Genomic DNA, 26,519 nt, shown 5'->3' on the forward strand with positions numbered 1-26,519 from the left:
ACCGGGCCCCCAGCTTCGGCTACCCGCCGCCAAGCCGCCCGGCCAGGGCGCCGACCGAAGAGATCAGCTCGTCAAAGCACTGTTCCGGATCGTTCGCGGAGACAATGCGCGCGTTCGGCGGCAGTCCCCAGAGGCCGCGGAAGTCGGCCACCGTGGTACCGGCCAGCAGCGGGGAGTCCGTCTCGACGTCGACAGTGGCCAGCCGGGTGCTGAACGGGGTGCGCTGCACCGCGGCGCAGGCAGCGAAGGCGTCGTGCATGTGCGCCACGTAGCCCTGGCCGTAGCGGCGGTGGAACTCCATGTAGAACCGGATGGCGTCGGACAGGCAGGCAACCAGCGGGTTGCCCGAGGTGCTGCGCTTTCCCTCGGGCTGTTCGGGCAGGACGAGTTCGGGTCCGGCCCCGGCTGCTTCGCCCAGGCGGCGCAGGTGTCCGGGCCGCATCTCGATCCGCTCGGTGGATTCCAGCGCGCAGACGACCGGAAGCTTGTCCCCGGGCAGGCCACGGTAGGCCGCGAAGACTTCCTTGGCGGCGTGCGGATCCACCGAGACGTTCCATTCCGCCGTCGGCGTGGTGTTGCCCTGGTAGTAGAAGCTGCCACCCATGATGACCAGGCCCTTGAGCAGCCGCGGCAGTTCGGGTTCGCGGCGCAGGGCGAGGGCGAAGTTGGTCAGCGGGCCGGTGATCAGCCCGGTGAGCTCCCCCGGGTGCGCCCGCACCTCCTGCACCCAGACGTCGACGGCGTGCCGCGCCGAAACCTGCTGGGCAGGCGGCGGCAGCTCGGCGTAGCCGATCCCCTGCGGCCCGTGGGTCTCCTCCGTTGTGACGAGCGGGATCGCCAGCGGCCTCCCGACGCCGATGGCGACTTCGATCCCCTGCCGGCCGCACAGCTCCAGCAGGGCCAGGTTGTTCAGTGCCACCTGGCGCGCCCCGACGTTCCCGGCCGTGCAGGTGATGGCCCGCACCTCCACCTCGGGCCGGGACAGCAGGTACACCAGGGCCAGCGCATCGTCGATTCCGGTGTCGACGTCCATCAGGACGGGCTGCATCAGTACGGGCCCCTTAGAACAGGGCGACCTTCGGAGTCCGGGGGAAGATGTCATCCAGCTCGGCCAGGTCCGCGGCGCCGGGCTTCCACGCTACGGCGGCGGCGTTCTGCCGGACCTGTTCCGGCCGGGTGGCGCCGGCGATGACGCTGCTGACGGACGGCTGCGCGGCGAGCCAGGAGAAGGCCACCTGGATCTCGTTGAGGTTACGTTCCTCAGCGAAGGCGCTGAAGGCACCCAGCTGTTCCCAGTCCGCGTCGTTGACGAGGCTGGTGCGGGTGTGGCTCAGGCGCGAGCCTTCGGGCGCCTTGCCGGGCGCGTATTTGCCGGTCAGCAGGCCGTTAGCGAGCGGGAAGTACGGCAGCACGCCCAGCCCGTAGGCCTCGGCGGCGGGAGTGACCTCCAGCTCGGCACGTCGGTCCAGCAGGTTGTAGTGGTTCTGGGAGGAGATGAAACGCGCTCCGCCGCGGGCCCGGGCCACGAATTCGGCCTCGGCGATCTGCCAGCCGGCCCGGTTGGAGTGGCCGATATAGCGGACCTTGCCGCTGGTCACGAGTTCGTCCAGCGCCGCGAGGGTTTCCTCGATGGGGGTCAGCGGATCGGGCGTGTGGAACTGGTAGAGGTCGATCCAGTCAGTGCCGAGCCTCCGCAGCGAGGCTTCCGCGGCCTTGATGATATAGCGGCGGGAGCCGCGGGCGCCGAAGTCGCTGCCGTTGGCGCCGCGCATGTCCATGCCGAACTTGGTGCCGATCACGGCGTCATCGCGGCGTCCGGCGAGGGCTTTGCCGAGCATGGTCTCGCTGAGGCCGGGCTCCCGGCCGTAGTTGTCGGCGACGTCGAAGAAGGTGATGCCGGCGTCAAGGGCCGCATGCACGACGGCGTCCGTCCCCTCCTGTGACTCGGTGGCAGTGCCGGACCGGCCAAGATTGTTGCAGCCGAGTCCTACGGCAGAGACGGACAGTCCGGAATTTCCTACGCGGCGGTATTCAGTCATGAAGCCAGCCTATAACGGCCGCACGGCACCCCGGGCAGGCCGGGACCCCGCGGGGCCGGCCGGCCAGGATGGTGCTAACCCGCGGGCAGCACCAGCCCGTGATCGTCCAGGGCGTCCTGGAGTTGGGCCAGCGTCCGGGTGCACATTCCGTGCATTGCGGAAAGCCGCCTCAGTCCAAGCTCCACCACCTGCTCCAGGGTCTCGACCCCGGCGTGGGCGAGGGCCCGCCGGGCCGGAGCCGCGATCCCGGCCGGAAGCGGGGTGCGGCCGGGTTCAACAGTTTTTTTCGCCATGAGGAATGCCTTCCGATCGATGGATACTGTTTCGCTGGGTGACGCCTGGTGGTGCTTGGGGTGCCTGTGGTCAGAGGGTGAAGCCGTTGGCGGGCTTCGGCGAGTGCTTGAGCCTGAACGTGGCCTCGCCGTACGGTGCGGCGCCGATGCTGAGCTTGGTGAAGTCCAGGTCTTCGCCGCGGATGCAGACCTTGATCGCGTTCACGGCCTTGTTGACATCCGGGGTGAGGCAGAAGATGTTGAGCTTGGAGTCGGAGAATTCGGAGCGGTCCACGAGTCCCAGCCCCCGCCAGGCAAGGTGGCTGATCAGGGCGTCCTTGGCCTTTTCTTCGAGGTAGCGGTCGCGGTCCGTTCCGTCCTTGGTCTTCAGCGCGTACTGGGCGACCACCCAGAACTGTTCCTCCTCGGGGATTTCGGCGTAGCCGTCCTCGGCGCACTGTACCGCGAAGGCGTCCATCAGGCCCTCCGCGGCGGCGGCGTCGGCGACGTCGGTCTCCTCGGTCCTGCTCTGGTGCCCGACGACGCCGTGGTTCATCACGAACTGCGTGTAGTCCTCGTCATACCAGGCCTCCCGGAATTCGAGGACCCCTTCGTCGTTGCGTTTGTAGACCCGGATAATTCCGCTCATGTGCCAGTTCCTTACAGTGTTTGTTGCTTCAAGAGTGCGGCATCAGAGCAGCGGGAGGCTGCCGGTGCTGGGGTGTTCCTGCCCGGGCAGGGGCCGCGCGAAAGGCACCTTGGTCCCCAGGACCTGGGCGACGACGTCGTGGGTGACCTGCTGGGCGGTCAGCCCGACGCGCTCCAGCACCTGGCTGCGCGTTCCGTGGTCCAGGAATTCCACCGGGAGGCCCACCTCGTTGAGCGCGGTGTCCACACCGGCGGCCCGCATTTCCTGGCGGATCCGGGAGCCGACGCCGCCGGCGCGCACGCCGTCCTCGATACAAATGACGAGGCGGTGGTGCGAGGCGAGGGCGATGATGGACTTCCGGACGGGCAGGACCCAGCGGGGGTCCACCACGGTGGAGCTGATGCCCTGGGCACCGAGCCGGTTGGAGACGTCAAGCGCGAGTTCGGACATCGCGCCGACGCTGACGATCAGCACGTCGTTTTCGGTCGAGCCTGCGGGGCGGCGGGCCAGCACGTCGACGCCGTCGCTCAGGCGCTCCACGGCTTCCATTTCGGCCCCGACGCTGCCCTTGGAGTAGCGGATCACGGTGGGGGCGTCCGCGATGGCCACGGCTTCGCGCAGTTCTTCGCGGAGCCTGGTGGCATCGCGCGGCGCGGCAAGGTGCAGCCCGGGGACGATCTGGACCATGGCCATGTCCCACATGCCGTGGTGGCTCGCACCGTCGGGTCCGGTGACCCCGGCCCGGTCCAGGACGATGGTCACGCCGGCCTTGTGCAGGGCCACGTCCATCAGCAACTGGTCGAACGCGCGGTTCAGGAAGGTCGCGTAGACGGCGACGACGGGGTGCAGCCCGCCGAACGCCATGCCCGCCGCGGAGGTGAGGGCGTGCTGTTCCGCGATCCCGACGTCGAACACCCGCTCCGGGTGCCGGGCGGCGAACTTGTGCAGCCCCACCGGGATCAGCATGGCGCCGGTGATGCCGACGATGTCCTGGCGCTCATCCGCGATGTCGGCGATCTCATCGGCAAAGACGGAGGTCCAGGACTTCGCGCCGCCGGCCTCGGTGGGTTCGCCCGTCTCCGGGTCGATGATTCCGACGGCGTGGAACTGGTCCGCCTCGTTGGCCCGGGCCGGCGCGTAGCCATGGCCCTTCTCGGTCATGGCATGGACAATGACGGGTCCGGCGTAGTTCCTGGCGGCTGAAAGGGCATTCTCCAGGGCCTGGAGGTTATGGCCGTCCACAGGGCCGATGTACTTCATGCCGAGGTCCTCGAACATGCCCTGCGGCGCCCACCAGTCCTTGAGGCCTTTCTTCATGGCATGCAGGCTCTTGTAGGTGAACTGGCCGGCGGGACCGCCGTTCTGCAGCCTCCGCTTCCACAAGTCCAGCGTGCCTTCGTAGGCGGGGGCGGCGCGGAATGAATCGATCGTGGGGCGCAGGGACGCGAGGTAGTCGGCGAAGCCGCCCACCGTCGGGGCGTAGGAGCGGCCGTTGTCGTTGACGACAATCACGACGCGGCGCTTCTTGTCCGCCGCAATGTTGTTGATGGCCTCCCAGGCCATTCCTCCGGTCAGGGCGCCGTCGCCGATGACCGCGATGACGTAGCGGTCCCCGTCACCGGTCAGCTGCCGGGCACGGGAGATCCCGTCGGCCCAGGACAGCGAGGAGGAGGCGTGCGAGCTTTCGACGATGTCATGCTCGGATTCGGCGCGGTCAGGGTAGCCTGACATGCCGCCCTGCTGGCGGAGGGTGCTGAAGTCCTGGCGTCCGGTCAGGAGCTTGTGGACGTACGACTGGTGTCCGGTGTCGAACACGATACTGTCGCGGGGGGAATCGAAGATCCGGTGCACCGCCATCGTCAGCTCGACGACGCCGAGGTTCGGTCCGAGATGGCCGCCCGTCTGGGAGACGTTGCCGATCAGGAAATCCCTGACTTCGGCTGCCAGCTGATCCAGCTGTGCCCCGGACAACTTGCTCAGGTCCTGCGGACTCCGGATGGTCTCCAAGATTCCCAACGGCCCCTCCTTCGGGTGGTAGACATGCCTTTTAACTCTAACGCCTCCGGACAAGCCCGGGTGCCGGGCTGATCCGGGGGACGCAAAGGCCCCGGCCGGTCAGTGACCGGCCGGGGCCTTCAAAGCGTAACCAACCTCCCTCGCGGGAGGGACCTCCGCTAGTTGGCGGAAACGATCTCCGCGCTCCCGCGGTAAACCCGGCGAAAAAGCGTTGCCGCCTTTACCTCGGGTCCCTACGCGGAGATCTGGCGCAGCACGTACTGCAGGATGCCGCCGTTGCGGTAGTAGTCGGCTTCGCCCGGGGTATCGATGCGCAAGACCGCATCGAAGGACTTGACCGAACCGTCTTCGGCGGTGGCGGTGACCTTGAGGGTCTTCGGCGTGGTGCCCTCGTTCAGGGCGGTGACGCCCTCAACTGCGAACGTTTCCGTGCCCGTCAGCCCGAGGCTGGCGGCGTTCTGGCCGGCCGGGTACTGCAGCGGCAGGACGCCCATGCCGATCAGGTTCGAGCGGTGGATACGCTCGTAGCTCTCGGCCACGACAGCCTTGACGCCCAGCAGCGCAGTGCCCTTGGCAGCCCAGTCACGGGATGAGCCGGAGCCGTACTCCTTGCCTGCCAGGACCACGAGCGGAGTGCCGGCGGCCTGGTAGTTCTGCGCGGCGTCGTAGACGTAGGCCTGCGGGCCGTCCGCCTGTGTGAAGTCGCGGGTGAAGCCGCCCTCCACGCCGTCGAGGAGCTGGTTCTTGATCCGGATGTTGGCGAAGGTGCCGCGGATCATGACCTCGTGGTTGCCACGGCGTGAGCCGTAGGAGTTGAAGTCCTTGCGCTCCACACCGTTGGCCAGCAGGTACTGCCCGGCCGGGGTGTCCGACTTGAAGGAGCCGGCCGGCGAGATGTGGTCCGTTGTGACGGAATCGCCGAGCTTGAGCAGCACGCGGGCGCCGGTGATGTCCTTGACCGGATCCGGCTGGGCCTTCATGCCCTCGAAGTACGGGGGCTTCCGGACGTAGGTGGACTTGGGATCCCAGGCGAAGGTGTCGCCGGCCGGGGTGGACAGCGCCTTCCAGCGGTCGTCGCCTTCGAAGACACCCTCGTAGCCGCGGGCGAACATTTCCTTGTCGATCGAGGAGTCGATGACCTGCTGGACCTCGACCGGGTTCGGCCAGATGTCCTTCAGGAAGACGTCGTTGCCGGCCTCGTCCTGGCCCAGGGCGTCGTTGTCGAAGTCGAAGTCCATGGAACCGGCCAGGGCGTAGGCGATGACCAGCGGCGGGGAGGCCAGGTAGTTCATCTTCACGTCCGGGTTGATCCGGCCTTCGAAGTTGCGGTTGCCGGAGAGCACCGCGGTAACGGAAAGGTCGTTGGCCTGGATGGCCTCGGAGATTTCGGCGTCGAGCGGTCCGGAGTTGCCGATGCAGGTCGCGCAGCCGTAGCCGACGATGTAGAAACCGAGCTTCTCCAAGTACGGGGTCAGGCCCGACTTGTTGTAGTAGTCGGTGACGACCTTGGAACCGGGAGCCACGGAGGTCTTGACCCACGGCTTCGAGGTCAGGCCCTTGTCGACGGCGTTGCGGGCCAGCAGTGCGGCGGCCAGCATCACGGACGGGTTGGACGTGTTGGTGCAGGACGTGATCGAGGCGATCGAGACTGCACCGTGGTCCAGCTCGAACTCGCGGCCGTCCGCGGTCTTGACGCTGACCTTGTTGGACGGCCGTCCGTTGGACTTCGGGCCGTGCTCGTGCGGGGCAACCTCACTCAGGTGCGTCGCCGAGGCGGTGAACGACGGCGAGTCGGAAGCCGGGAAGCTTTCGTCGATCGCTTCGTCCAGGCTTCCGTCGGCCAGGTCTTCCTTCACGTAGTTGCGCAGGTCCTCGCGGAACTGGGCCTTCGATTCGGTGAGGATGATGCGGTCCTGGGGACGCTTCGGGCCGGAGATCGACGGAACAACCGTGGACAGGTCCAGCTCGAGGTACTCGGAGAACTTGATCTCGTGCGAGGGATCGTGCCAGAGGCCCTGTTCCTTCGCATAGGCCTCGACGAGGGCGACGTTCTGCTCGGACCGGCCGGTGAGGCGCAGGTAGTCGAGGGTGACGTCGTCGATCGGGAACATGGCGGCCGTGGAGCCGAACTCCGGGCTCATGTTGCCGATGGTGGCGCGGTTGGCCAGCGGCACGGCCGCGACGCCTTCGCCGTAGAACTCCACGAATTTGCCGACAACACCGTGCTTGCGCAGCTGCTCGGTGATGGTCAGGACGACGTCGGTGGCGGTCGCGCCGGCCGGAATGGATCCGGTCAGCTTGAAGCCCACCACGCGCGGGATCAGCATGGAGACGGGCTGGCCGAGCATGGCAGCCTCGGCTTCGATGCCGCCGACGCCCCAGCCCAGCACGCCCAGGCCGTTGACCATGGTGGTGTGCGAGTCGGTGCCGACACAGGTGTCCGGGTAGGCACGGAGCGTCCCGTCAACTTCCCGCGTCATGACAGTGCGGGCCAGGTACTCGATGTTGACCTGGTGGACAATGCCGGTTCCCGGCGGGACGACCTTGAAGTCGTCGAACGCGGTCTGGCCCCAGCGCAGGAACTGGTAACGCTCCCCGTTGCGCTGGTATTCGATCTCCATGTTGCGCTCCAGTGCGCCGGAGTTGCCGAAGGCGTCGATCTGCACGGAGTGGTCGATCACCATTTCGGCGGGTGCCAGCGGGTTGACCCTCTTCGGGTCGCCACCGAGCTCCTTGACTGCTTCACGCATGGTGGCAAGGTCCACAACGCAGGGCACGCCAGTGAAGTCCTGCATGATCACGCGCGCCGGCGTGAACTGGATTTCAGTGTCGGGCTCTGCGTTGGGGTTCCAACCGGCCAGTGCGCGGACGTGGTCGGCCGTGATGTTGGCGCCGTCCTCGGTCCTCAACAGGTTTTCAAGCAATACCTTGAGGCTGAACGGAAGGTTTTCTGCACCTTCAACGGAGTTCAACCGGAAAATTTCGTATTCGGTACCGGCTACATTAAGTTTGCCTTTTGAACCGAAGCTGTCCACAATGCTCATCGCAGGACTCCTCTCGCAACAGTTTCATCTTTGCCGCGCCGCAGACCCCTTGCTAGTTAGGTGTGCCTAACTAGTACAAGGATCAGTACAGGGTGCATGAGGCCAGCCGTGATTTCCCAGCCATGATTGCTCAGCCGTGACTACAGCGCGCGACGACGGACTACCAGGCCCATCGTAGTGGCATCAGCCCCGGGGAGTCAGTAGCGCCACAGTCTCCATGTGGTGGGTGTGCGGATACAGGTCGAAGGCCCGCAGCCCCTCGAGACCCCAGCCGCCCTGCTGGAAGTAGCCCAGGTCACGGGCGAAGGATGCGGGATCGCAGGAAACATAGGCGACGGCACGCGGCCCGGCCGCGATCAGCTGGTTCACGACGGCTTTGCCGGCTCCGGCCCGGGGCGGGTCCAGGAGGATGGCGTCGAAGTTCCGGGGCTTCTCGCGGAGCACCCGTTCCACCCGGCCCTGGACGATCTCGACCTGCGATGCGCCGTGCAGGTTCTTGCGCGCATCGCGGCTCGTGCCGGGCGATCCTTCCACTGACAGCACGGACCCGGTCACGCCCACGGCGTCGGCCAGCGGTGCCGTGAAGAGCCCCGCCCCGGCGTAGAGGTCCGCCACGACGGCGCCCGGTTCCAGGAAGCCGCCGTCGTGCAGGTAGCCGGTGACGGCCGCCACCAGGGTCTCCGGCCCGTTCCGGTGGATCTGCCAGAAACCGTCGCCGGTGACGCGGTACTCGTGGCCGGCCGCGGTTTCCTGCACATAGGTGCGGCCGCGCAACTGCAGTGCCTCGCCCTTGACGGGATCGAAGCTGGCCACCGAGACGTCCTCCGGCAACTGGGAAAGGATGGCGCCGAGGCGCTTGGCCCGGGTTCCCGGGGCAGGGACCAGGAGCACGAGCGGTCGCGAGCCGTTGGCCGGGGCCGCGACCTCCACGCGTTCAATGCCCTGCAGATCGATCTCCCAGAGCCGGAGACTGTTGATGGCGTCCACGGCCAGCGGCATCCCGTGGACCGGAAGGACCGTATCGGAGCGGTGGGCGTGCATGCCGAGCCTGCCTCCGGGCGTCACGGCGAAGCCGGCGCGGGTGCGCCAGCCCAGGCCGCCCGGCGCTGCGGAAGCCGCGGACTCCCCCACCGCTTCAACAGTGCCGTCCACGGTGCTTTCCACCGTGTCCTCCACAGTGCTTTCCACCGGGGTGGAGAGCACGACGCCGGCGAGGCGCCGGAGCTGTTCTGCCAGCACCTCGGCCTTGAGGCTGCGCTGGCGTTCCAGCGAGATATGGCCCAGTTCCGCGCCGCCGACGGGCGGGTGCCGGTGGGACCAGGAGCGCGCGGAATCGGCGAGGTCCCAGAAGTGGTCCACCCGGTCAGGGGATGCCTCCAGGACTTCCACCACATCAGCGCGCCAGAATTTGGCGGCGGGGCCGTCTTCCGTCAGCCGGACCCGCACCTTCTCTCCCGGGATGCCGTGGCGGACAAACACCACCCGTCCCTCATGGCGGGCCACGCAGTGCCCGCCGTGGGCGACCGGCCCGACGTCGACTACGAGGTCCGTGTGGGCGTGCGCCTGGGTGTCGGGGCTCATTGGATATCCTGCAGTCTCTTTGCTTCTTCGGACGATTTCAGCTGCCACGGCACGCTCGCGACCATGACCCCCGGCTCGAAGTGCAGCCGGGTCTTGATCCGCAGTGCGGTCTGGTTGTGCACCAGCTGCTCCCACCATTTGCCGACCACGTACTCCGGGATGTACACGACGATCAGGTCCCGCGGCGAGTCGCGCCGCATGTTCGTGATGTATTCCATGATGGGCGTGACCGTTTCGCGGAACGGGCTGGCGAGCACGGTCAGCGGTACGGGGATATCCAGCTTCTCCCAGTCCGCCACCGTCTGCGCGGTTTCCTCAGGGCTGATATCCACCGTGATGGCATCCAGCCGGGAAGGCCGTGACGCCCGGGCATAGGCCAGCGCGCGGAGCACGGGCTTGCGGATGTGGGAGACCAGCAGCACGGCATGCACCCGGGTGGGCAGGGCCCGGGGCGAGGAATCCTCGTCCACGGCGAGTTCCTTGGCCACGTTGTCATAGTGCGCCCGGATGCTCCACATGATGAGGAACAGGATGAACATTGCCAGCAGCGCGATCCAGGCGCCCTGCTCGAACTTGGTGATCAGAACGATCACCAGGACCAGCGCCGTCATGCCGAAGCCGATGGTGTTAATGGTGCGCGACTTGAGCATCCGCAGTTTCACGGCCGGGTCCTTCGCGAGCTTCAGCTCCCGGCCCCAGTGACGGATCATGCCGAGCTGGCTCATCGTGAACGAGATGAAGACGCCCACGATGTAGAGCTGGATGAGCTTTGTGACGTCGGCGTTGAAGGCGATGATCAGGACGAGGGCCCCGGCGGCCAGTGCCAGGACGCCGTTGCTGAACGCCAGCCGGTCCCCGCGGGTGCGCAACTGGCGCGGCAGGTAGCCGTCCTGGGCCAGGATCGAGCCGAGGACGGGGAAACCGTTGAAGGCTGTATTGGAGGCAAAGACCAGGATCACGCCGGTGGCGGCGACGACGATGTAGAAGGGGAGGGATCCCTCGCCGAAGATGGTCTGCGCAATCTGGCTGATCGCCGGGTTCTGGATGTAGCCTTCGTCGAGGGGCTTGCCGTTGAGCAGGAACTCCTTGGCCGGATCCAGCACGATATGCACTTTCGTGGCGTTGGCCAGATAGATGATGCCGGCCAGCATGGAGGCGGCGATGACGCCCAGCAGCAGCAGTGTGGTCGCCGCGTTCTTGCTCTTGGGCTTCTGGAAGTTCGGCACGCCGTTGCTGATGGCCTCGACGCCGGTCAGCGCCGCGGCGCCGGAGGAGAAGGCCCGGAGCAGCAGGAAAGCCCCGGCCAGGCCGACCATTCCCTGGTCGAATCCGGCGGCGGGGACGATCGCGAACTCCGACGACGGCGCCTGGCCGAGCTGGCCGGTGAGGGCCTGGAAGATGCCGACGGCGGTCATGCCGAGGATGGAGGCCATAAAGATGTAGGTCGGCACGGCGAAGACGCTGCCGGCCTCCCTGATGCCGCGCAGGTTCACCAGGGCCAGGATCACAACGCCGACGGTCGCGATGACGGCCTGTTGGCCATGCAGCGACGGGACCGCGGTGGTCAGGTAGGCCGCGGCGGAGGACATCGAGACCGCGACCGTGAGGACATAGTCCACCAGCAGTGCCGAGGCGACGGTCAGGCCCGCGTACTTGCCCAGGTTCACGTTGGCAATCTCGTAGTCGCCGCCACCTGAGGGGTAGGCGTGGACGTTCTGGCGGTAGGAGGCGACAACGGTCAGCAGCACCACCATGACCGCAAGCCCGACCCAGGGCGAGAATGACACGGCGCTGACGCCGGCAAGGGCCAGCGTCAGCAGGATTTCGTCCGGTGCGTAGGCCACCGAAGACAGCGCATCGGAGGCGAAAATGGGAAGCGCGATCCGCTTCGGGAGCAGGGTGTGAGCCATACTGTCGTTCCGGAAGGGCTTGCCTACCAGCACCCGCTTCACGGCATTGAAAATTGTCAGCACCAGACAAAGCTAGTCTGATTCGGACGCGATGTCATGACGGCGAAGCCGCACCGCCCGCCGTTACGGCCCGGCGGCCCGGGATGCTGGCCTGACGGCCCCGCGTGGCCGGTAGAGTTTTACGCAGCAGCAGACGCGGCAGCAGGCAGAGTACACAGGAGGAACGTGTGGCGCACTTCGTGATCATGGGTTGTGGCCGGGTGGGGGCAACCCTGGCGCACACGCTGGAGGATGCGGGCCATTCGGTGGCCATCATCGACCAGGACGACCGTGCTTTCCGGCGGCTCCGCACGGGTTTCTCCGGACGCAAGGTCACCGGCGTCGGCTTTGACCGGGAGACGCTCAAGCAAGCCGGCGTCGAGGAGGCCTATGCCTTCGCCGCAGTCTCCAGCGGAGACAATTCCAACATCCTGGCCACCCGCGTGGCACGCGAGACCTTCCACGTCCCCCATGTCGTCGCCAGGATCTATGATCCGGGCCGCGCCGAGATTTACCAGCGGCTCGGCATTCCCACGGTCGCGGCGGTGCGCTGGAGCGCCGACCAGGTCCTCCGCCGAATCCTCCCGGAGCAGCACCTTACCGGCGACTTCCGGGACCCCTCGGGCCGGCTGGTACTCGCCGAAGTCGACCTCAACCCCGACTGGATCGGCCACCCGGTGACGTCGATCGAGAAGGCGGCGGGCATCCGCGTCGCCTATCTGACCCGCTTCGGTGAGGGGATGCTGCCCGTGGCCGGCACCTCCTTCCAGGACGGCGATACCGTGCACGCCATGCTGAGCCTGGACCGCAGTTCCGAGGTCGCCCATATTCTTGCCAAGTCGCCCGCCAAGGAGTCCTAAGTGAAAGTCGTCATCGTCGGGGCGGGAAGCGTCGGTTCCTCGATCGCCCGCGAACTGCTGGCCCACAAGCACGAGATCTTGCTGATCGACCTGAAGCCGGAGGTCATCGGCCGCAGCGGCCTGCGCGGCGCCCACTGGTTGGTCGGTGATGCCTGCGAACTGAGCACGCTCAAGGACGCCAAACTCGAAGACGCCGACGTCGTGGTTTCCGCCACCGGCGATGACAAGGTCAATCTGGTGGTCTCCCTGCTGGCCAAGACGGAGTTCGGCGTCGGACGGACGGTCGGCCGGGTCAACAACCCCAAGAACGACTGGATGTTCGACGATTCCTGGGGCGTCGACGTCGCGGTCAACACCCCCCAGCTGATGACGGCCCTCGTCGAGGAAGCGGTGGAAATCGGCGACCTGGTCCGGTTGCTGACCCTGCAGACCGGGGTGTCCTCGCTGGTCGAGTTCACGGTCCCGCACGATTCGCACGTCATCGGGCTCACGGTGGGCGACATCGAGTGGCCCGAGGATGCCGCGCTGGTTGCGATCCTGCGGGACCAGGCCCCGATCACGCCGAGCCGTGATGACGTGATCGACGGCGGGGACGAACTGTTCTTCGTGACCACGATCGCGGCCGAGGACGGTCTCCGGGCCCTTCTCTCAGCCGAACCAGGGCCCGATGAGCGGCACCCGGTGACCTCGGACCAGCACGGCCACGAGAACCAGCCTGCCGCGGACGACGGCTTCGACGGCTGAACACCCGTCCCGCCTGGCCGCGCCCCCAACTGACCCGCAGTAGTTGCCGTTATGAGCGCTCATAACGGCAACTACTGCGGGTCAGTTGGGTTCGGCAACGGGCTCCGGGGCCGGCCGGGTGAGCAGCCACGCGACCCACACGCCGAGGATGTACAGCGGCGCCCCCATCAGGAGCCGGGTCGTGGCCAGGCCGGCGAGTCCGGGCTCGCCCAACAGGTACAGGGGAACCTGCACCAGCAGGCGCAGCACCATCACCGAGATGATCACCCAGGTCCCGATCCGGTATGCCTTCATCCGGGCCGGGTTCTTGCGCCACTCCAGCCCCTCATTCCGGATCAGGCCGAAGAGCAGCCCCGCCACGGGCCAGCGGACGGCAATCGAGAGGGACATCGCCAGGATGTAGCCGATGTTCGTCAGGAAGCCGATGACGTAGAAGTCCTCGGCCTTTCCCGTGCTGTTGGCCAGCCAGGCGGACAGGCCGACGCCGACGATGCCGGCCAGCGCCTGAGTCAGCGGCTTGCGCTGGATCAGCCGGGAGACGGTGAAGACGGCGGCCGTGCCCAGCGCTGCGACCAGGGCCAGTTGCAGTTCGCGCGTGATGGTGAAGGCGATGAGGAAGACAAGACCCGGCAGGATGCTCTCGGCGATGCCCTGGACGCCGCCGGCGCTCTTCAGGACGTCGATGTTGCCGTTGCTGGATCGGTGCAGTCCGGCCTTCGCCGCGTAGCCCTCGGCGAGCTGGGCCACCGTGGGCTGCGCCGGGTCATTCTCCGCGGAGCCAGGCTCGGGACGTTCGGGCACGGTCATTGCTCCTCCTGGCGGGAGAGTATTTCGTAGCGGGGATTGAACATGGTGGGCAGCCCGTCACGGATCGTGACCATGCCCTGCAGCCGGAGTTCGGTGCCGGCGTCGATTCCGGGGATCCGACGCCGTCCCAGCCAGACCACGCGCAGCCGGTCCTTGGGACCGGTGGCCCGCTGGCGCTGCACCCCGGACTGGACCCTGCCGTCAGGCACACCGGCCGGCGTGGCGCCGGATCCGGCCTGGCTGGCCGTGGCACGGTTCCTGGCCGGAGGGGCGTCATGGTCGACGACGATGGCGACAAAGTGCGCCACCTGGCTCGCCGGCGCATAGGTGACCGATTCGATGAAGCCGTGGCACAGCACCCGCCCACGGTCCGGCAGTCCCCTGACGGAGACCGAGGCAGCAGGATCCTTAAGGGGGGCATCAGCCAATCTGGGTTATCTCCGGTCCAGGTTCGGGTTGCCCGAGGTCGGGGGCCTGCCCGAGGTCCGGGGAGGCCAGGGGTGCGGGTGCGTTGGAATCCCTGGGCAGGCGCAGCTGCAGCAGCTCGCGCGGCGGCATCGGGTTCTCTCCCCGGACCACCACAACCTGCCGGAACATGTCTTCGAGCGCGGCCGCGATGTCGCGGTCCAGGGCGGCGTCGCCTCCCAGGACGCCGCGCAGGAACCAGCGCGGACCGTCGACGCCGATAAACCGCGCCACCCGGTAGCCGCTGCTGCCGTCCGCGCCACCGGCGGGAAGCTTGGCGACGAGCTCGGTGCCGAACGGACCCTGGATCTCCTCGACCTGGCCGCCCTGGCTGCCGACGGACTGGCCGATCTGCTCGCGGATTTCGTCCCAGAGGCCTTCGGAGCGCGGGGCGGCAAACGCCTGCAGCTGGAGGCTTGAGCCGTCCATGTCCAGCGTGACGGCAACGACGCGCTGCGTGGCCTCCTCGACCTCGAGCCGGAGCTGCAGGCCTTCGCGCGGCGCGATCAGGAGGGCGCCGAGATCCACATAGCCGTCCTGGTTCTCGACCTCAGAGACGTCGAAGGGACCCGCGGCGGCCCGCAGATCGCCGGGGGCAGACACGGCCGGGCCTTCAGCGACGGGATCCCGGTCTTCCGGCTCCGTCTGCTGTTCCTGCTTGGCTTTCCTGCCACGCCCAAAAACCATGGGGTTGTCTCCTTAGTTGTGATTCGTTGCCGCCGCTCGGCGCCGGCGTGACGGCTCCCGTTCCCGGGGCAGGCGCCTGCTTGAAATCCCTGCGTAAAACTGTGGGCCCGACTGGGGCCGAGTTCAGCCCTGCGGGCCGAAGCCGCCGGTGGACCCGAAGCCCCCGACGCCGCGGACCGAGCCGTCCAGTTCCTCCACCGGCACGAACCGGGCGTGCTCCACGCGCTGAATGACCATTTGTGCAATTCTATCGCCGCGCTTGAGCTCGATCGCCTCGTGGCGGTCGGTATTGAGCAGTGTCACGGCGATTTCTCCCCGGTAGCCGGCGTCCACCGTGCCGGGAGCGTTCACCACCGTCAAACCATGTTTCACGGCGAGGCCGGAGCGCGGGTGGATCAGGGCGACGAAGCCGTCCGGCAGGGCGATGGACACGCCGGTGGGCACGAGGCGGCGCTCCCCCGGTTCCAGTACGACGTCCTCGCGGGTGCGCAGGTCCGCCCCGGCGTCGCCCGGGTGGGCGTACGACGGCGGTTCCAGCCCGTCGTCGAGCATCTTCAGCTGAACCGTAAGAGTGGGCGTGGCGGTGTTTTCTTCAGTCACAGTCCCTCACTCTAACGCCAGCAGCAAAGCTGGACCTAGCCGCGGGGTCCTTGCCCGGGTGCCCGGGATGCCGGCAGCGGCGCCCAAGATGAAATAGCTCGCAAAAAGTGGAAAGCTGGGCCTATGCCCGAATCCAGCGCAGCTGCGCCTGCCCCCAAGAGCGCACCCGGTGACGCCACCATTCTCTACACCGAGAAGCTCTGGCCGAACTTCTGGATCTGGCTCGTCTCGGCGGGATTCTCCAGCGCCGGAATCCTGATGTTGGCGCCGATCAGCATCGCGGCAGGCATCACCGCAGCGGTGGTGATGTTCGCCATCATCTCCGTGCTGCTGATCCTCTCGACGCCGACCATCACAGTGACCGCGTCAACGTTGAGGGTGGGCCGGGCCACCATCGACCGCAGCTTCGTCGGCACCGTGACGGCGTTCCGCCGCGCCGAAGCGACGGCCGAACGAGGCACCCGGCTCAACGGCCTGGCGTTTCTGTGCATCCGCGGCTGGGTGGACCCGGTGGTCCACATTGAAATCACCGACCCGTCCGACCGCACCCCGTACTGGCTGGCCTCCACCCGGCACCCCGAACAGCTGATTGCCGCTCTGGAAGCCTGAAGCTGCCTGCTGGAACGGGCCTGTACGGCTAACCCTCGCATTCCTTGCAGTAAAGGCGGCCGTCCTTTTCGCGGGCGATCTGCGAACGGTGGCGGACGAGGAAGCAGGAGGCACAGGTGAATTCGTCTGCCTGGGCGGGCAGCACCCGAACCAGCAGTTCCTCCCCGGACAAGTCCGCGCCGGGGAGTTCGTAGCCTTCGGCGAGGTCGGATTCGTCTTCGTCCACCACCGCGGAAGGCTTCTCCGTACGCCGCGCCTTCAACGCCTCAATGGAGTCCTCGCTGAGGTCCTCTTCGGTCTTGCGCGGCGCATCGTAATCTGTCGCCATTGTTTGTTGCTCACACTCCGCATTCGTTCGATTGGTTCGCCGGTTCCGGGCGGTCCTGCCGGGCTGGTAGCCCTGGACCCGTTCCCGGCCGGTTCACCGATGACAACACCGGAGACGCGGATTTTGTGCCCGATGTCGGGTCATTTTTGCTTAAGCTGCCGCCGAAAGCCAGAGCCCTGCGATCCCTTCCCGCCCCCCTGCCTTCCCGGAGGCCCTAAACTGGCGGAAAGTCGCGGAAAATCGCGGAAAATCACGGCGCGCCCTCCCTCCTAACGGAAAATACGGCCCACGGGTGGCAGAGTTTCGCTTGTTAGTAATGCCAGGGTGGAGGATTTGTATGCAGGATCTACGGCTTGTAGGCGTCCACGACGACGGGGAGCATCTCCTGTTGAGCGGCGCCGGCGGCGAGATGTTCCGGCTGTCAATCGATGAAGCACTTCGGGTGGCAGTCAGCAGGACGCCGGCGAAGGCCGCTTCCGGCGGAGCCGCCACGCCTATTGCCATGTCACCGCGTGACATCCAGGCGCGGATCCGCAGCGGATCAACGGCTGCCGAAGTCGCCGAACTCTCCGGCATCCCGCTGGCGAAGGTCCAGCGCTACGAGGGCCCCGTGCTTGCCGAGCGCGAGCACGTCGCCCTGCAGGCCCGCAAGGTGGAGGTGGCCGCCCCCGCCCCCGGCCAGGATGTCTACCGTTCGGTTTTCGGCGAAAACCCGGCCTCCCTCGGGGAGATGGTGGCGCACCGGCTGTCCGCCCACGGCGTCGAGCCGTCGAGCGTGGAATGGGATTCCTGGCGCCGCCCGGACGGCAGCTGGACTGTCGTGGCCCGTTTCGAGGCGAGGCCCGGCGGGTATCCCGTCATCGGCGAAGAACCTCCGGCCATGTGGACGTTCAATCCCGCACGGAAATCGCTGCAGAACGCCAACCGCTGGGCGCAGCAGCTGAGCGAACTCGAGCCGCTGGACGGTCCCGTTCCGGCGCGCCGGCTCTCGGCTGTCTCGGACCGGCCCTTTGATTTCGAAACCGACGCCGACGCCGCGGCCAGGACCGCAACCGCCCAGCTCAGCGTCATCCAGCAGTTGCTGCAGGACAGGAGCTACCAGGAGAACGTCCAGCAGGAAAAGGACGCCAACGGGCTGCTCGACATGCTGCGCTCCCGCCGCGGGCTGCGGCCCGGTGCGGACGAGGACGCCGATGACGCCCTCGTCCAGCTCATGACCAACGGAATTCCCGCGGCCCACCCGCGGCCCTCTGACGTCGGCCCGGAACCGGAAACCGATCCGGCTGCCGGCCAGGCCGATGCACCGGACACGGACACCGCCGATGTGTCGCCCGCGGACGCCGCTCCGGCGCCGGACCAGGATTTCCTGGCACGACGGCGCGACGGCAGGCCTTCCATGCTCTCCCGCCTCACCCTGGCTCCCCGCCACCCGGAGCAGGGCGACGATGCGCTGAAGCTGCACGACGGCGTCAGCACCGAAACCCGGGAAATCACCATCGCCGCGTCGCCGCTGCGCCCGCCCGGCCAGCCGCACACCCCCAGCAAGGGCCTCGACGAGCTGATCGGCGGCGGAACCTCCCGGCGCCAGCAGCGCGAAGCACCTGCGGCCGCGACCCCCGACCGCGAGGCCGAGCAGCCGGAACGCCAGCCGGGCAAGCCGAAGCGCTCGAGTGTGCCCAGCTGGGATGAAATAGTCTTCGGAACCCGCAACGACTGAGCTGCACAGGCGGACCCGCGGGGGTCAGGACTGCCGCAGGTCCGTTGCCCCGCGCCACAGGCCGGCATCCACTTCGAAGGGCAGCAACTGCTCCTCAACGGACATCATGCTGGCCCCGTGGGCGGTGACCCGGCGCATGAAGTGCCGCCGGCAAAGCGTCTCGTAGCCGACGACGGGCGTGTGCCCCGGATCCGTATCGAACACTTCGGCAGCCATGTCGACGTCGCCGACCACAACCTGCTCGCCCTCCATCACCATGACCCCGTCGAGGGTGCGCGCGTTGTGCGTGGCGCGGCGGCCGCACCAGCAGAGCGCCTCGACCTGCAGAACCTGGACGCGGTCCGCGAGCTCGATGAGCCGCTGTGAGCCGGGAAAGAGCCGGGTGCGGAAGTCGGCACTGATGCCGAAGGCAAAGACGTCGACGCCGATCTCGTCAACCACCCGCGCAAGCTGTTCGACCTGCTCCGGCGAGTAGAACTGGGCTTCGTCGCAGATCAGGTAGTCCACGCGCAGACCGGTGGTGCGCCGTCGTACTACTTCGTCCCAGAAATCCGTGCTGTCCAGCACCTCGACACAATCCGTTTCGAGCCCGAGCCGGCTGGAGATGCGGGTTCCGCCGGCACGGTCATTTCGGCTGAACCGCACGCCGCCGCGCCCGCGGGCGCGGTGGTTGTAGTCCATCTGCAGCGCCAGGGTGGATTTTCCGCAGTCCATGGTGCCGGAAAAGAAGACGAGTTCAGCCACGCGGAGCCTTCTTGCCGTCGGCCTGGAAGCACAGCAAAGGGACTTCGCGCTCCGCCTTCGTCAGCGATCCGTGCTGGCCCACCACCTCCATTGCCGTGGGGCGCACCCGCCGGGTGTCGTAGAGTGCCAGGGCATCCCGGGCGGCGATCATAACGTCGCCGATCCGCGGGGCAACCTCGGCACGGACCTCCCCGAACAGGCCGCCGGCGATGGCCTCCTCACGGGTGAACGCCCAGATCCGGTCGCCGAAGCGGGCACGCCAGGCGTCGAGCAGCCGCAGGCGTCCGGCCTCGCCCAGGCCCGGCTCGAGATAGAGGTGGACCATCCGGGGCTCCCCCGCTGTATGCCGGACCCCGGCTGTCAGGGCAGGGTCGGCCGAATAGTCGATCCGCTGCGATTCCGGCACATCCAGCATGCCGTGGTCCGCCGTGAGCAACACCGTGGTGCCGGGCGGCAGGGTCGCGCTGAGCCGGCGCACGGTGGCATCCAGTTCCTCGAGCTGGTGCTCCCACTGGGGCGACTGGCAGCCGTGGCGGTGCCCGGCCTTGTCCAGTTCGTTGACGTAGAAGTACATCAGGGACCTGCCTGCGCCGGCCATGGCCCCGGCGGCCGCGGCCGTCCGGGCATGCGAGGTCGTGCCGGTGACGAAGCGGCCGCCCCGGAGCGCGGCCTGGGTCATGGCGGAGTTGCTGAACTGGGGCAGGCTGACCGTGGTGACATCCACGTGCCCGGCCGCCCGCTCGAACACGGTCGGGAACGGCTGCCACTGGCGCGGGTCCACGCCGGGGTCCCAGTTGCCGAGCATGTTCACGACCCGGTCCTGGTCCGGATCCAGCACGTCGTAGCCGACCATGCCGTGCTGGCCGGCGGCGAGTCCGGTGCCGAAACTGGCCAGCGAAGCGGCGGTGGTGGAGGGGAAGGCTGAGTCCAGCCACACCGGCACCTTGCCCTGGTCCGACTGCATGACGGAGCGCAGGAACGGGGTGTGCGCCGACTTCTGCTTCAGCATGTTCCGGCCCAGTCCGTCGGCCAGGACAACGCAGACCCGCTTGGCGGCGGGCAAATCCAGCCGGTTCTCAAAACCGGGGATCCCCAGGCTGGCCGCGGCGCTCGTGAGCACCTCGGCGATGGAGCGCTGGCCGAAGGCCGGGGCCGCGGGCAGCGCGAAGGCCGCAGGGGCGGGGGCCACAGCGGCGGGAACAGACAGCGGCTCAGGCACGCGGACCGGGGCCATCTAGCGCTGGTGGCCGCGGCTGAGGCGGTTTCCGAACACGCCCATCCGCGGGCGCGCCGGAAGGCCGGGGCCGGTATGCGGGGCGGGGGCGGCGGAACCGGTGTTCACCGCGCGGAGGGCCCGGGCGAAAAGCTTGGCAGCCTGGACGGCCTGCAGCCCGTCGGCTTCGGCGCTGATCCGCAGCACGATGTCTTCCTGCGCGATGGTGCCGCTGTAGCCGTGGTCTGCCTCGCACTGCGGATCCCCGCAGCTGGCCGGCCCCATGTCGAGGCGCTGCCCGCCGGACCAGGCGATGGACAGGGTCAGCTCGCGGACGGGGTCCGAGGGCTTGTAGTCCTGGGGCTGGGCATAGACGTAGCTGAGCACCACGGAGCGGATCTGGGTCACCGGGACTGATTCCGTGGAGACCTGCGCCACGGTCTGTTCGCCGGCTTCATCAAGCTGCTGGTCGTCGACATGGGTGATCACCAGCATGTCCTCCGTCAGGACGAGCACGGTGATATGCCGCCGGACCTCGGCCCGGTCGAAGTGCGTCTCCAGATGGACCAGGTGCGCCACGCAGTCACGGCCGTCCAGGGCGTCGGCGACGACGTCGGCCACCAGCCGGGGGTAGAAACCGGCCTGCTGGAGGGCCTCTTCCAGGCCTTGGCCCTGCGCGCTGTGGTCATGGAGTCCGTGACGGTGCGCGGCCTGGCGTCCCGGGGCGGGCGCCGCCGGCTTGGGTGTTGGAGGCTGGAAGCTCATGGTTTCCATTTTCACAGATCGGCTGGGGACATGCTAACTGCCCCTGCCGCCGCGGGCAGGCTCCGCTAGCTGCGCATGGCCCGCCGCGCACTGTCGGTGCGCTGGGCGGCATTGGCGATCCGGACGTCGGCAGCCAGGATCGAAGCGCCCTCCGGCCCGGCCAGCACAGGATTGAACTCCACCAGGGCAACCTCCGGATGGTTGTCCTTGAGCCGCGACAGCCGCGCGGCAATGTCCTCAAGGGCCGCGACATCCACGGCCGGGAGCCCCTGGTAGCCGAAGAGTTTCCGCGATGCACGGGGCCCGCGGATGAAAGCATGGAGGTCGGAGCCGGACAGCGGCGGCACCCGGTGGGCCCAGTCGTCGAGCAGGTTGACCGCATCCCCGGCGAGGCCGAAGGAAACCACGGGACCCAGCAGCGGGTCTTCGATGGCGCGGAAGGTGCAGGCCTGCCCTACCGGCACCATCGACTGCACTTCCAGGGACGGCGAGCCGTAACGTTCCAGCGATTTCCGCATTTCCAGCACGTTGCGCCGGAGCGAATCGGCGTCCTGGATGTCGAGGCGCACGCCGCCCAGGTCGAGCCGGTGCCGCAGCGCGGGGTCCGTGGTTTTCAGCGCCACGGGCCAGCCGAGCCGGTCGGCGGCGGCCACGGCCTGCTCGGCGGTCTCGAAGCCCTCGGAGGGCACCACCCGGATGCCGTAGTGACCCAGCAGCTTCCCGGCCGTCACCGGGTCCAGGCGGACCAGTTGTTCGCCGGGGACGTTCTGGAGCAGGTGCTCGAGATCGGTGCGGGTGCCGTCCGGATCGCAGCCCTCGGGCTCCACGAAGAGGCCCTGGTCGCGGTGCAGCCACTGAGCGTAGCGCACGACGGCGGCGAGCGCCGCCACGGCCGCGCCCGGGTTCGAGTAGCACGGCACGATGGCGGGGTGGACTGCCGGCTGTGCCGTTTCCGGCCCGACCATGCCCTCGACATAGACGGAAGGGTCCAGGATGCCGCTGAACGCCGCAACCACGGGTTTCCCGGCCGCCGCGGAACATTCGGCGAGCACGCCCGCGACCTTCTCCACGGTGAGGCCATGCGCGGGGATCAGCGCCACCACCACGGCGTGGACGGCGTCGATGGTCAGGGTTTCCTGCAGGCTCCGCCGCAGCGCCGGCAGCACCACGGAGGGCCCGGCGTCCAGGTCGACGTCGGCGACGATGCGCTCCACGCCCAGGCCCTGCGTGGCCGCGCTGTCCGCGACAACCTTGCCCAGCGCGCGGGAGTTGCTGAAGACGGCGAGGCCGGGGCCCTTGGGCAGCGGCTGGCCCGACACGATCTGGGCGACGTCCATAAGCTGTTCGATGGTCTCCACCCGGATCACGCCGGCCTGGCGCATCATGGCGTCGAGGGCTTCCGGCGGGGCCTGGGTGGTGCGGACGGCGTGGCCGGGCGGCAGCCCCAGGCCCATGGCATCGGATTTGGCGACGATCACGGGCTTCGTCCGGGCCAGGCGCCGCGCCAGCCGGGAGAACTTACGCGGGTTGCCGATCGATTCGAGGTAGAGGCCGACGGCGGTCGTGTCGGCGTCGTCCTCCCAGAACTGCATCATGTCGTTGCCGGAGACATCGGCGCGGTTGCCGGCCGAGAGGAAGGTGGAGAGGCCGACGCGGCGGCGGCTCGAGGCAGCGTAGAGGGACACGCCGATCGCGGCTGACTGGCTGAAGAGTCCCAGTCCCCCGCGGCGGCCCAGCGCCGGCGCCATGGAGGCGTTGAGGGAAACGGCCGGGTTGGTGTTCATGATGCCCAGCGAGGCCGGGCCGATCACGCGCATGCCGTTGGCCCGGGCCTGCCGCACGAGCTCACGCTGCCGGGCGAGTCCGCGGTCGCCGTCGTCGGCATACCCGGCGGTCGCCACCACGATCCCCTTGACTCCGGCGGCTCCGCATTCCTCCACCACCTTGGGGACCTCGTCGTAGGGTACGGCGATGATCGCGAGCTTGACGGGTCCCGGGACCTCGGCGAGCCGCGCGAAGGAGATCATGCCGGCAAGCTCCAGGGCCTCCGGATTGATCGCGTAGACCGGGCCGGTGAACCCGCCCTCGATGATGTGTTCGAGGAGCTGGTAGCCCACCGTCCCCCGCTTGCGGCTCGCCCCGATCACGGCCACCGAGGATGGGGCGAGCAGTTCCTGGATGCTGCGCGCTTCCGCGCGGTGTTCGCGGGACTCCATCACGGCACGGGACCTGTCGGTGGGGTCGATGTTGAATTCGAGGCTGACGACGCCGTCGTCGAAGTGGCGTTTGACGTCATAGCCGGCGTCGGAGAAGACCATGAGCATCTTGCGGTTCTCCGGGAGGACCTCCGCGCTGAACTTGCGGATGCCGTTTTCGCGGGCGGCGGCGGCAAGGTGTTCAAGCAGGATGGACCCGATGCCGCGGCCCTGCTGGGCGTCCGCGATGTTGAAGGCGACTTCGGCTTCCCCGGGGTCGTCCAGCCGGTCATAGCGGCCGATTCCCATGATCTCCCCGCCGATCGTGATCACCAGTGCCACGCGGTCCCGGTAGTCCACTTCGGTGAAGCGCTTGAGTTCCTTCGGGGACAGCCTGGACTTGAACGCGAAGAACCGCATGTAGGTGGACTTCTGCGATTGGCCCACGTGGAACGCCTGGACGGCGTCCGCATCGGAGGGGTGGATGGGGCGCAGATGCGCCGTCCCGCCGTCCCGCAGGACAACATCGGCTTCCCAATGTTCCGGATACACGCCATGCTCGGGCTGGTCCACCATAGGCTTAGCCTAGTCATAAACTTACGCAGTACCCGTTAAACACCCCTCAGAAGGACCTTCCAGCCTCATGGCCCGCCGCCAAACCACGCCCCCCGGGGATGCCAGCCAGGATTTCACCGAGAACATCGTCGATATCGACGTCACTTCCGAAATGGAGGGCTCGTTCCTGGAGTACGCCTATTCGGTGATCTACTCGAGGGCCCTGCCGGATGCCCGGGACGGCCTGAAGCCCGTGCAGCGGCGCATCCTGTACATGATGAGCGAGATGGGCCTGCGCCCGGACCGCGGCCACGTCAAGAGCGCCCGCGTGGTGGGTGAGGTGATGGGCAAGCTGCACCCGCACGGCGACACCGCCATCTACGACGCCATGGTGCGGATGGCGCAGGACTTTTCGCTGCGGCTGCCGCTGATCGACGGGCACGGCAACTTCGGCTCGCTCGACGACGGCCCGGCGGCCCCGCGGTACACCGAGGCCCGCCTGGCGGCGGCTGCCCTGACCCTGACGGACCACCTCGACGAGGACGTCGTGGACTTCGTCCCCAACTATGACAACCAGCTGACCCAGCCGGACGTGCTGCCGGCCGCGTTCCCGAACCTTTTGGTCAACGGCGCCACCGGGATCGCCGTCGGCATGGCCACCAACATGGCCCCGCACAACCTCGTGGAAGTGATCGCCGCCGCCCGGCACCTGATCGGGCACCCGGATGCCACGCTCGAGGACATCATGAGGTTCGTCCCGGGCCCCGACCTTCCCACCGGCGGCCGGATCGTGGGCCTGGACGGCATCCGCGACGCCTACGCCACCGGCCGCGGCTCGTTCAAGACCCGGGCCAAGGTGGAGATCGAGCAGCTCTCGGCACGCCGCACCGGACTGGTGGTCACGGAACTGCCGTACATGGTGGGGCCGGAAAAGGTGATCGAGAAGATCAAGGACGCCGTCAACGGCAAAAAGCTCACCGGCATCAGCGACATCGTTGACCTGACCGACCGCAACCATGGCCTTCGCCTAGTGATCGAACTGAAGAACGGCTTCAACCCCACCGCCGTGCTCCAGCAGCTCTACCGCTTCACCCCGATGGAGGATTCCTTCGGCATCAACAACGTCACCCTGGTGGACGGCCAGCCGCAGACCCTGGGCCTGCTGCAGCTGCTCTCCGTGTACGTGGACCACCGCATCACGGTGGTGCGGCGGCGCACCGCGTACCGGCTGGGCAGGAAGAAGGACCGCCTGCACCTGGTCGAGGGACTCCTCATCGCGATTGTGGACATCGACGAGGTCATCCAGATCATCCGGTCCTCGGATGAGGTGGCCGCGGCCAGGGCCCGGCTGATGTCCATCTACGACCTCAGCGAGATCCAGGCCAACTACATCCTGGAACTCCGGCTGCGGCAGCTGACCAAGTACTCCCGGATCGAGCTCGAGAAGGAGCAGGAGGAGTTGCGCCGGGAAATCGCCGAGCTTGAGGCCATCCTCGGCTCGGAGGCACTGCTGCGCGGGCTGGTGTCCTCTGAGCTGGCCGAAGTTGCCGAGAAGTACGGCACCCCCCGCCGCACCGTGCTGCTGGAATCCGAGGCGGTCTCCCCCACCGCCGCCGCCGCCCTGGCCGCAGCGTCCGGAGCCAAGGGCAAGGCCGCACCCCTCGCGCTGGAAATCGCCGATGATCCCTGCTGGGCCATCCTCACGGCGTCCGGCCAGATCGCCCGCACCGCCAACCAGGACGGTCTCGCCGAGACTGGCCCCCGGACCCGGCACGATGTCTTCCGTTCGGTGGTCAAAACCTCCGCGCGCGGCGAGATTGCCGCCGTCACCTCCCAGGGCCGGATGCTGCGCCTGCAGGTGATGGACATGCCGGTGCTGCCGCCGACGTCGGGTACCCCGAACATGGCCGGCGGCGTGCCGGCCAAGGATTTCATCACCCTGCTCAAGGGCGAATCGCTCGTGGCCTTCGCGCCGCTGGATGAGGTCCTGGCGATCGGCACGGCCCAGGGCGTCGTCAAGCGTGTGCAGCCCGACTACCCGCTGAACCGGGAGGACTGGGAAGTCATCGCACTCAAGGACAAGGACACCGTGATCGGTGTTGCACCCGCCGGGTCCGACGACGTCGACCTCGTCTTCATCACGGCGCAGGCGCAACTTCTGCGCTTCGGCGCCTCCGCCGTGCGGCCGCAGGGCCGGACCGCGGGCGGAATGGCCGGGATCAAACTGGCTGCCGGCGACAGCGTGCTGTCCTTTGGCGCCGCCGGTGCCGCCGACAGCGCCGCCGTCGTCGTCACGATAGCCGGGACCGAGGGCGCCCTCCCGGGCACCGCTCCGGGGACCGCCAAGGTCACCGCGCTGTCGGAGTACCCGGCCAAGGGCCGTGCCACGGCCGGCGTCCGGGCGCACCGCTTTCTCAAGGGTGAGGACACCCTGCTGCTGGCCTGGGCCGGGCACGGCCCGGCGAAGGCGTCCTCCCTGGCCGGGGTGGCCCGGTCCCTGCCCGGCGAGCATGGCCGCCGCGACGGTTCCGGGATCCCGCTTTCCCAGGCTGTCGACGCGGTCGGACCGAGCATGGCCTGGGCCGAAGAACCTGCGACGGAAGCTTAGGCTCCCGCGGGCCAGGGAGGCCTGGCTATGGGCCCGCCTACGGGGCCAGGCGCGGGGTCCATGCGGCACGGC

General features: G+C 68.0%; 22 protein-coding genes. 5 read left to right on the top strand and 17 right to left on the bottom strand.

The window, feature by feature from the left end; genetic code table 11:
• Positions 1 to 19: 19 nt before the first annotated feature.
• The 8 genes from E5206_RS15215 to E5206_RS15250 form a co-directional block, all read right to left on the bottom strand.
• Positions 20 to 1,048: a nucleoside hydrolase gene (locus E5206_RS15215; protein WP_136323211.1), complete on the bottom strand. Its 1,029-nt coding sequence runs from the start codon at positions 1,046 to 1,048 to the stop codon at positions 20 to 22.
• Between the two features lie 13 nt (positions 1,049 to 1,061).
• Entirely contained in the window at positions 1,062 to 2,039 is a 978-nt protein-coding gene (locus tag E5206_RS15220; protein WP_136323212.1) for an aldo/keto reductase, read from the bottom strand.
• A gap of 74 nt (positions 2,040 to 2,113) precedes the next feature.
• Entirely contained in the window at positions 2,114 to 2,332 is a 219-nt protein-coding gene (locus tag E5206_RS15225) for a hypothetical protein (protein WP_136323213.1), read from the bottom strand.
• Positions 2,333 to 2,402: 70 nt separating this feature from the next.
• On the bottom strand, positions 2,403 to 2,960 hold the full coding sequence (locus E5206_RS15230; RefSeq protein WP_136323214.1) for a hypothetical protein: 558 nt from the start codon (positions 2,958 to 2,960) through the stop codon (positions 2,403 to 2,405).
• Between the two features lie 42 nt (positions 2,961 to 3,002).
• Positions 3,003 to 4,976, bottom strand: a complete 1,974-nt coding sequence (gene dxs, locus E5206_RS15235) for a 1-deoxy-D-xylulose-5-phosphate synthase (RefSeq protein WP_136323215.1) — start codon at positions 4,974 to 4,976, stop codon at positions 3,003 to 3,005.
• A 233-nt stretch (positions 4,977 to 5,209) separates the two neighbouring features.
• Positions 5,210 to 8,020, bottom strand: coding sequence for an aconitate hydratase (locus E5206_RS15240; RefSeq protein ID WP_136323216.1), 2,811 nt, complete (start codon positions 8,018 to 8,020; stop codon positions 5,210 to 5,212).
• A gap of 183 nt (positions 8,021 to 8,203) precedes the next feature.
• Complete coding sequence (locus tag E5206_RS15245) at positions 8,204 to 9,601, bottom strand: TRAM domain-containing protein (RefSeq protein WP_136323217.1); 1,398 nt, start codon at positions 9,599 to 9,601, stop codon at positions 8,204 to 8,206.
• Complete coding sequence (locus E5206_RS15250) at positions 9,598 to 11,574, bottom strand: APC family permease (RefSeq protein WP_240689772.1); 1,977 nt, start codon at positions 11,572 to 11,574, stop codon at positions 9,598 to 9,600. Before E5206_RS15250 ends, E5206_RS15245 begins: the two co-directional genes overlap by 4 nt.
• Before the next feature lie 164 nt (positions 11,575 to 11,738).
• On the opposite strand from E5206_RS15250, the gene E5206_RS15255 reads away from it, so the two are divergent.
• Together E5206_RS15255 and E5206_RS15260 are read left to right on the top strand one after the other, a co-directional pair.
• The gene (locus tag E5206_RS15255) at positions 11,739 to 12,410 is read left to right on the top strand and encodes a TrkA family potassium uptake protein (protein WP_136323218.1); all 672 of its coding nucleotides are present in this window, start codon (positions 11,739 to 11,741) and stop codon (positions 12,408 to 12,410) included.
• A complete protein-coding gene (locus E5206_RS15260; RefSeq protein ID WP_136323219.1) occupies positions 12,411 to 13,154 on the top strand; it encodes an NAD-binding protein in 744 nt (247 codons plus the stop codon).
• 81 nt (positions 13,155 to 13,235) lie between these two features.
• On the opposite strand, the gene E5206_RS15265 is transcribed toward E5206_RS15260, so the two are convergent.
• The 4 genes from E5206_RS15265 to dut all read right to left on the bottom strand — a co-directional run bounded on the left by E5206_RS15265 (position 13,236) and on the right by dut (position 15,665).
• A complete protein-coding gene (locus tag E5206_RS15265) occupies positions 13,236 to 13,961 on the bottom strand; it encodes a DUF3159 domain-containing protein (RefSeq protein WP_136323220.1) in 726 nt (241 codons plus the stop codon).
• Positions 13,958 to 14,389: a hypothetical protein gene (locus E5206_RS15270; RefSeq protein ID WP_136323221.1), complete on the bottom strand. Its 432-nt coding sequence runs from the start codon at positions 14,387 to 14,389 to the stop codon at positions 13,958 to 13,960. Before E5206_RS15270 ends, E5206_RS15265 begins: the two co-directional genes overlap by 4 nt.
• A complete protein-coding gene (locus tag E5206_RS15275; RefSeq protein ID WP_136323222.1) occupies positions 14,382 to 15,113 on the bottom strand; it encodes a DUF3710 domain-containing protein in 732 nt (243 codons plus the stop codon). Before E5206_RS15275 ends, E5206_RS15270 begins: the two co-directional genes overlap by 8 nt.
• Positions 15,114 to 15,236: 123 nt before the next feature.
• On the bottom strand, positions 15,237 to 15,665 hold the full coding sequence (dut, locus tag E5206_RS15280; RefSeq protein ID WP_240690198.1) for a dUTP diphosphatase: 429 nt from the start codon (positions 15,663 to 15,665) through the stop codon (positions 15,237 to 15,239).
• Positions 15,666 to 15,836: 171 nt separating this feature from the next.
• On the opposite strand from dut, the gene E5206_RS15285 reads away from it, so the two are divergent.
• Positions 15,837 to 16,322 carry a DUF3093 domain-containing protein gene (locus E5206_RS15285; RefSeq protein WP_136323224.1) on the top strand — a complete coding sequence of 162 codons (486 nt, stop codon included), beginning with the start codon at positions 15,837 to 15,839 and terminating at the stop codon, positions 16,320 to 16,322.
• A 28-nt stretch (positions 16,323 to 16,350) separates the two neighbouring features.
• Here E5206_RS15285 and E5206_RS15290 read toward each other — a convergent pair whose 3' ends face one another.
• Complete coding sequence (locus E5206_RS15290) at positions 16,351 to 16,650, bottom strand: DUF4193 domain-containing protein (protein WP_136323225.1); 300 nt, start codon at positions 16,648 to 16,650, stop codon at positions 16,351 to 16,353.
• Between the two features lie 337 nt (positions 16,651 to 16,987).
• On the opposite strand from E5206_RS15290, the gene sepH reads away from it, so the two are divergent.
• Entirely contained in the window at positions 16,988 to 18,367 is a 1,380-nt protein-coding gene (gene sepH / locus E5206_RS15295) for a septation protein SepH (protein ID WP_136323226.1), read from the top strand.
• A gap of 24 nt (positions 18,368 to 18,391) precedes the next feature.
• Here the strand turns inward: sepH and E5206_RS15300 are convergent, their stop codons facing one another.
• The 4 genes from E5206_RS15300 to E5206_RS15315 form a co-directional block, all read right to left on the bottom strand.
• Positions 18,392 to 19,111, bottom strand: coding sequence for a thymidine kinase (locus E5206_RS15300; protein ID WP_136323227.1), 720 nt, complete (start codon positions 19,109 to 19,111; stop codon positions 18,392 to 18,394).
• Positions 19,104 to 20,330 (bottom strand): nucleotide pyrophosphatase/phosphodiesterase family protein, encoded by a 1,227-nt coding sequence (locus E5206_RS15305; protein ID WP_240689774.1) that lies wholly within the window; start codon positions 20,328 to 20,330, stop codon positions 19,104 to 19,106. Before E5206_RS15305 ends, E5206_RS15300 begins: the two co-directional genes overlap by 8 nt.
• A 15-nt stretch (positions 20,331 to 20,345) precedes the next feature.
• Positions 20,346 to 21,089 (bottom strand): DUF5998 family protein, encoded by a 744-nt coding sequence (locus tag E5206_RS15310; RefSeq protein WP_136323229.1) that lies wholly within the window; start codon positions 21,087 to 21,089, stop codon positions 20,346 to 20,348.
• A 65-nt stretch (positions 21,090 to 21,154) separates the two neighbouring features.
• Positions 21,155 to 23,860 (bottom strand): GNAT family N-acetyltransferase, encoded by a 2,706-nt coding sequence (locus tag E5206_RS15315; RefSeq protein WP_136323230.1) that lies wholly within the window; start codon positions 23,858 to 23,860, stop codon positions 21,155 to 21,157.
• A 67-nt stretch (positions 23,861 to 23,927) separates the two neighbouring features.
• Between E5206_RS15315 and E5206_RS15320 the strand changes: the two genes are divergently transcribed.
• A complete protein-coding gene (locus E5206_RS15320; RefSeq protein ID WP_136323231.1) occupies positions 23,928 to 26,447 on the top strand; it encodes a DNA topoisomerase IV subunit A in 2,520 nt (839 codons plus the stop codon).
• Positions 26,448 to 26,519: the final 72 nt, after the last annotated feature.

The organism is Arthrobacter sp. PAMC25564, assembly GCF_004798705.1.
Classification (GTDB): Bacteria; Actinomycetota; Actinomycetes; order Actinomycetales; family Micrococcaceae; genus Arthrobacter.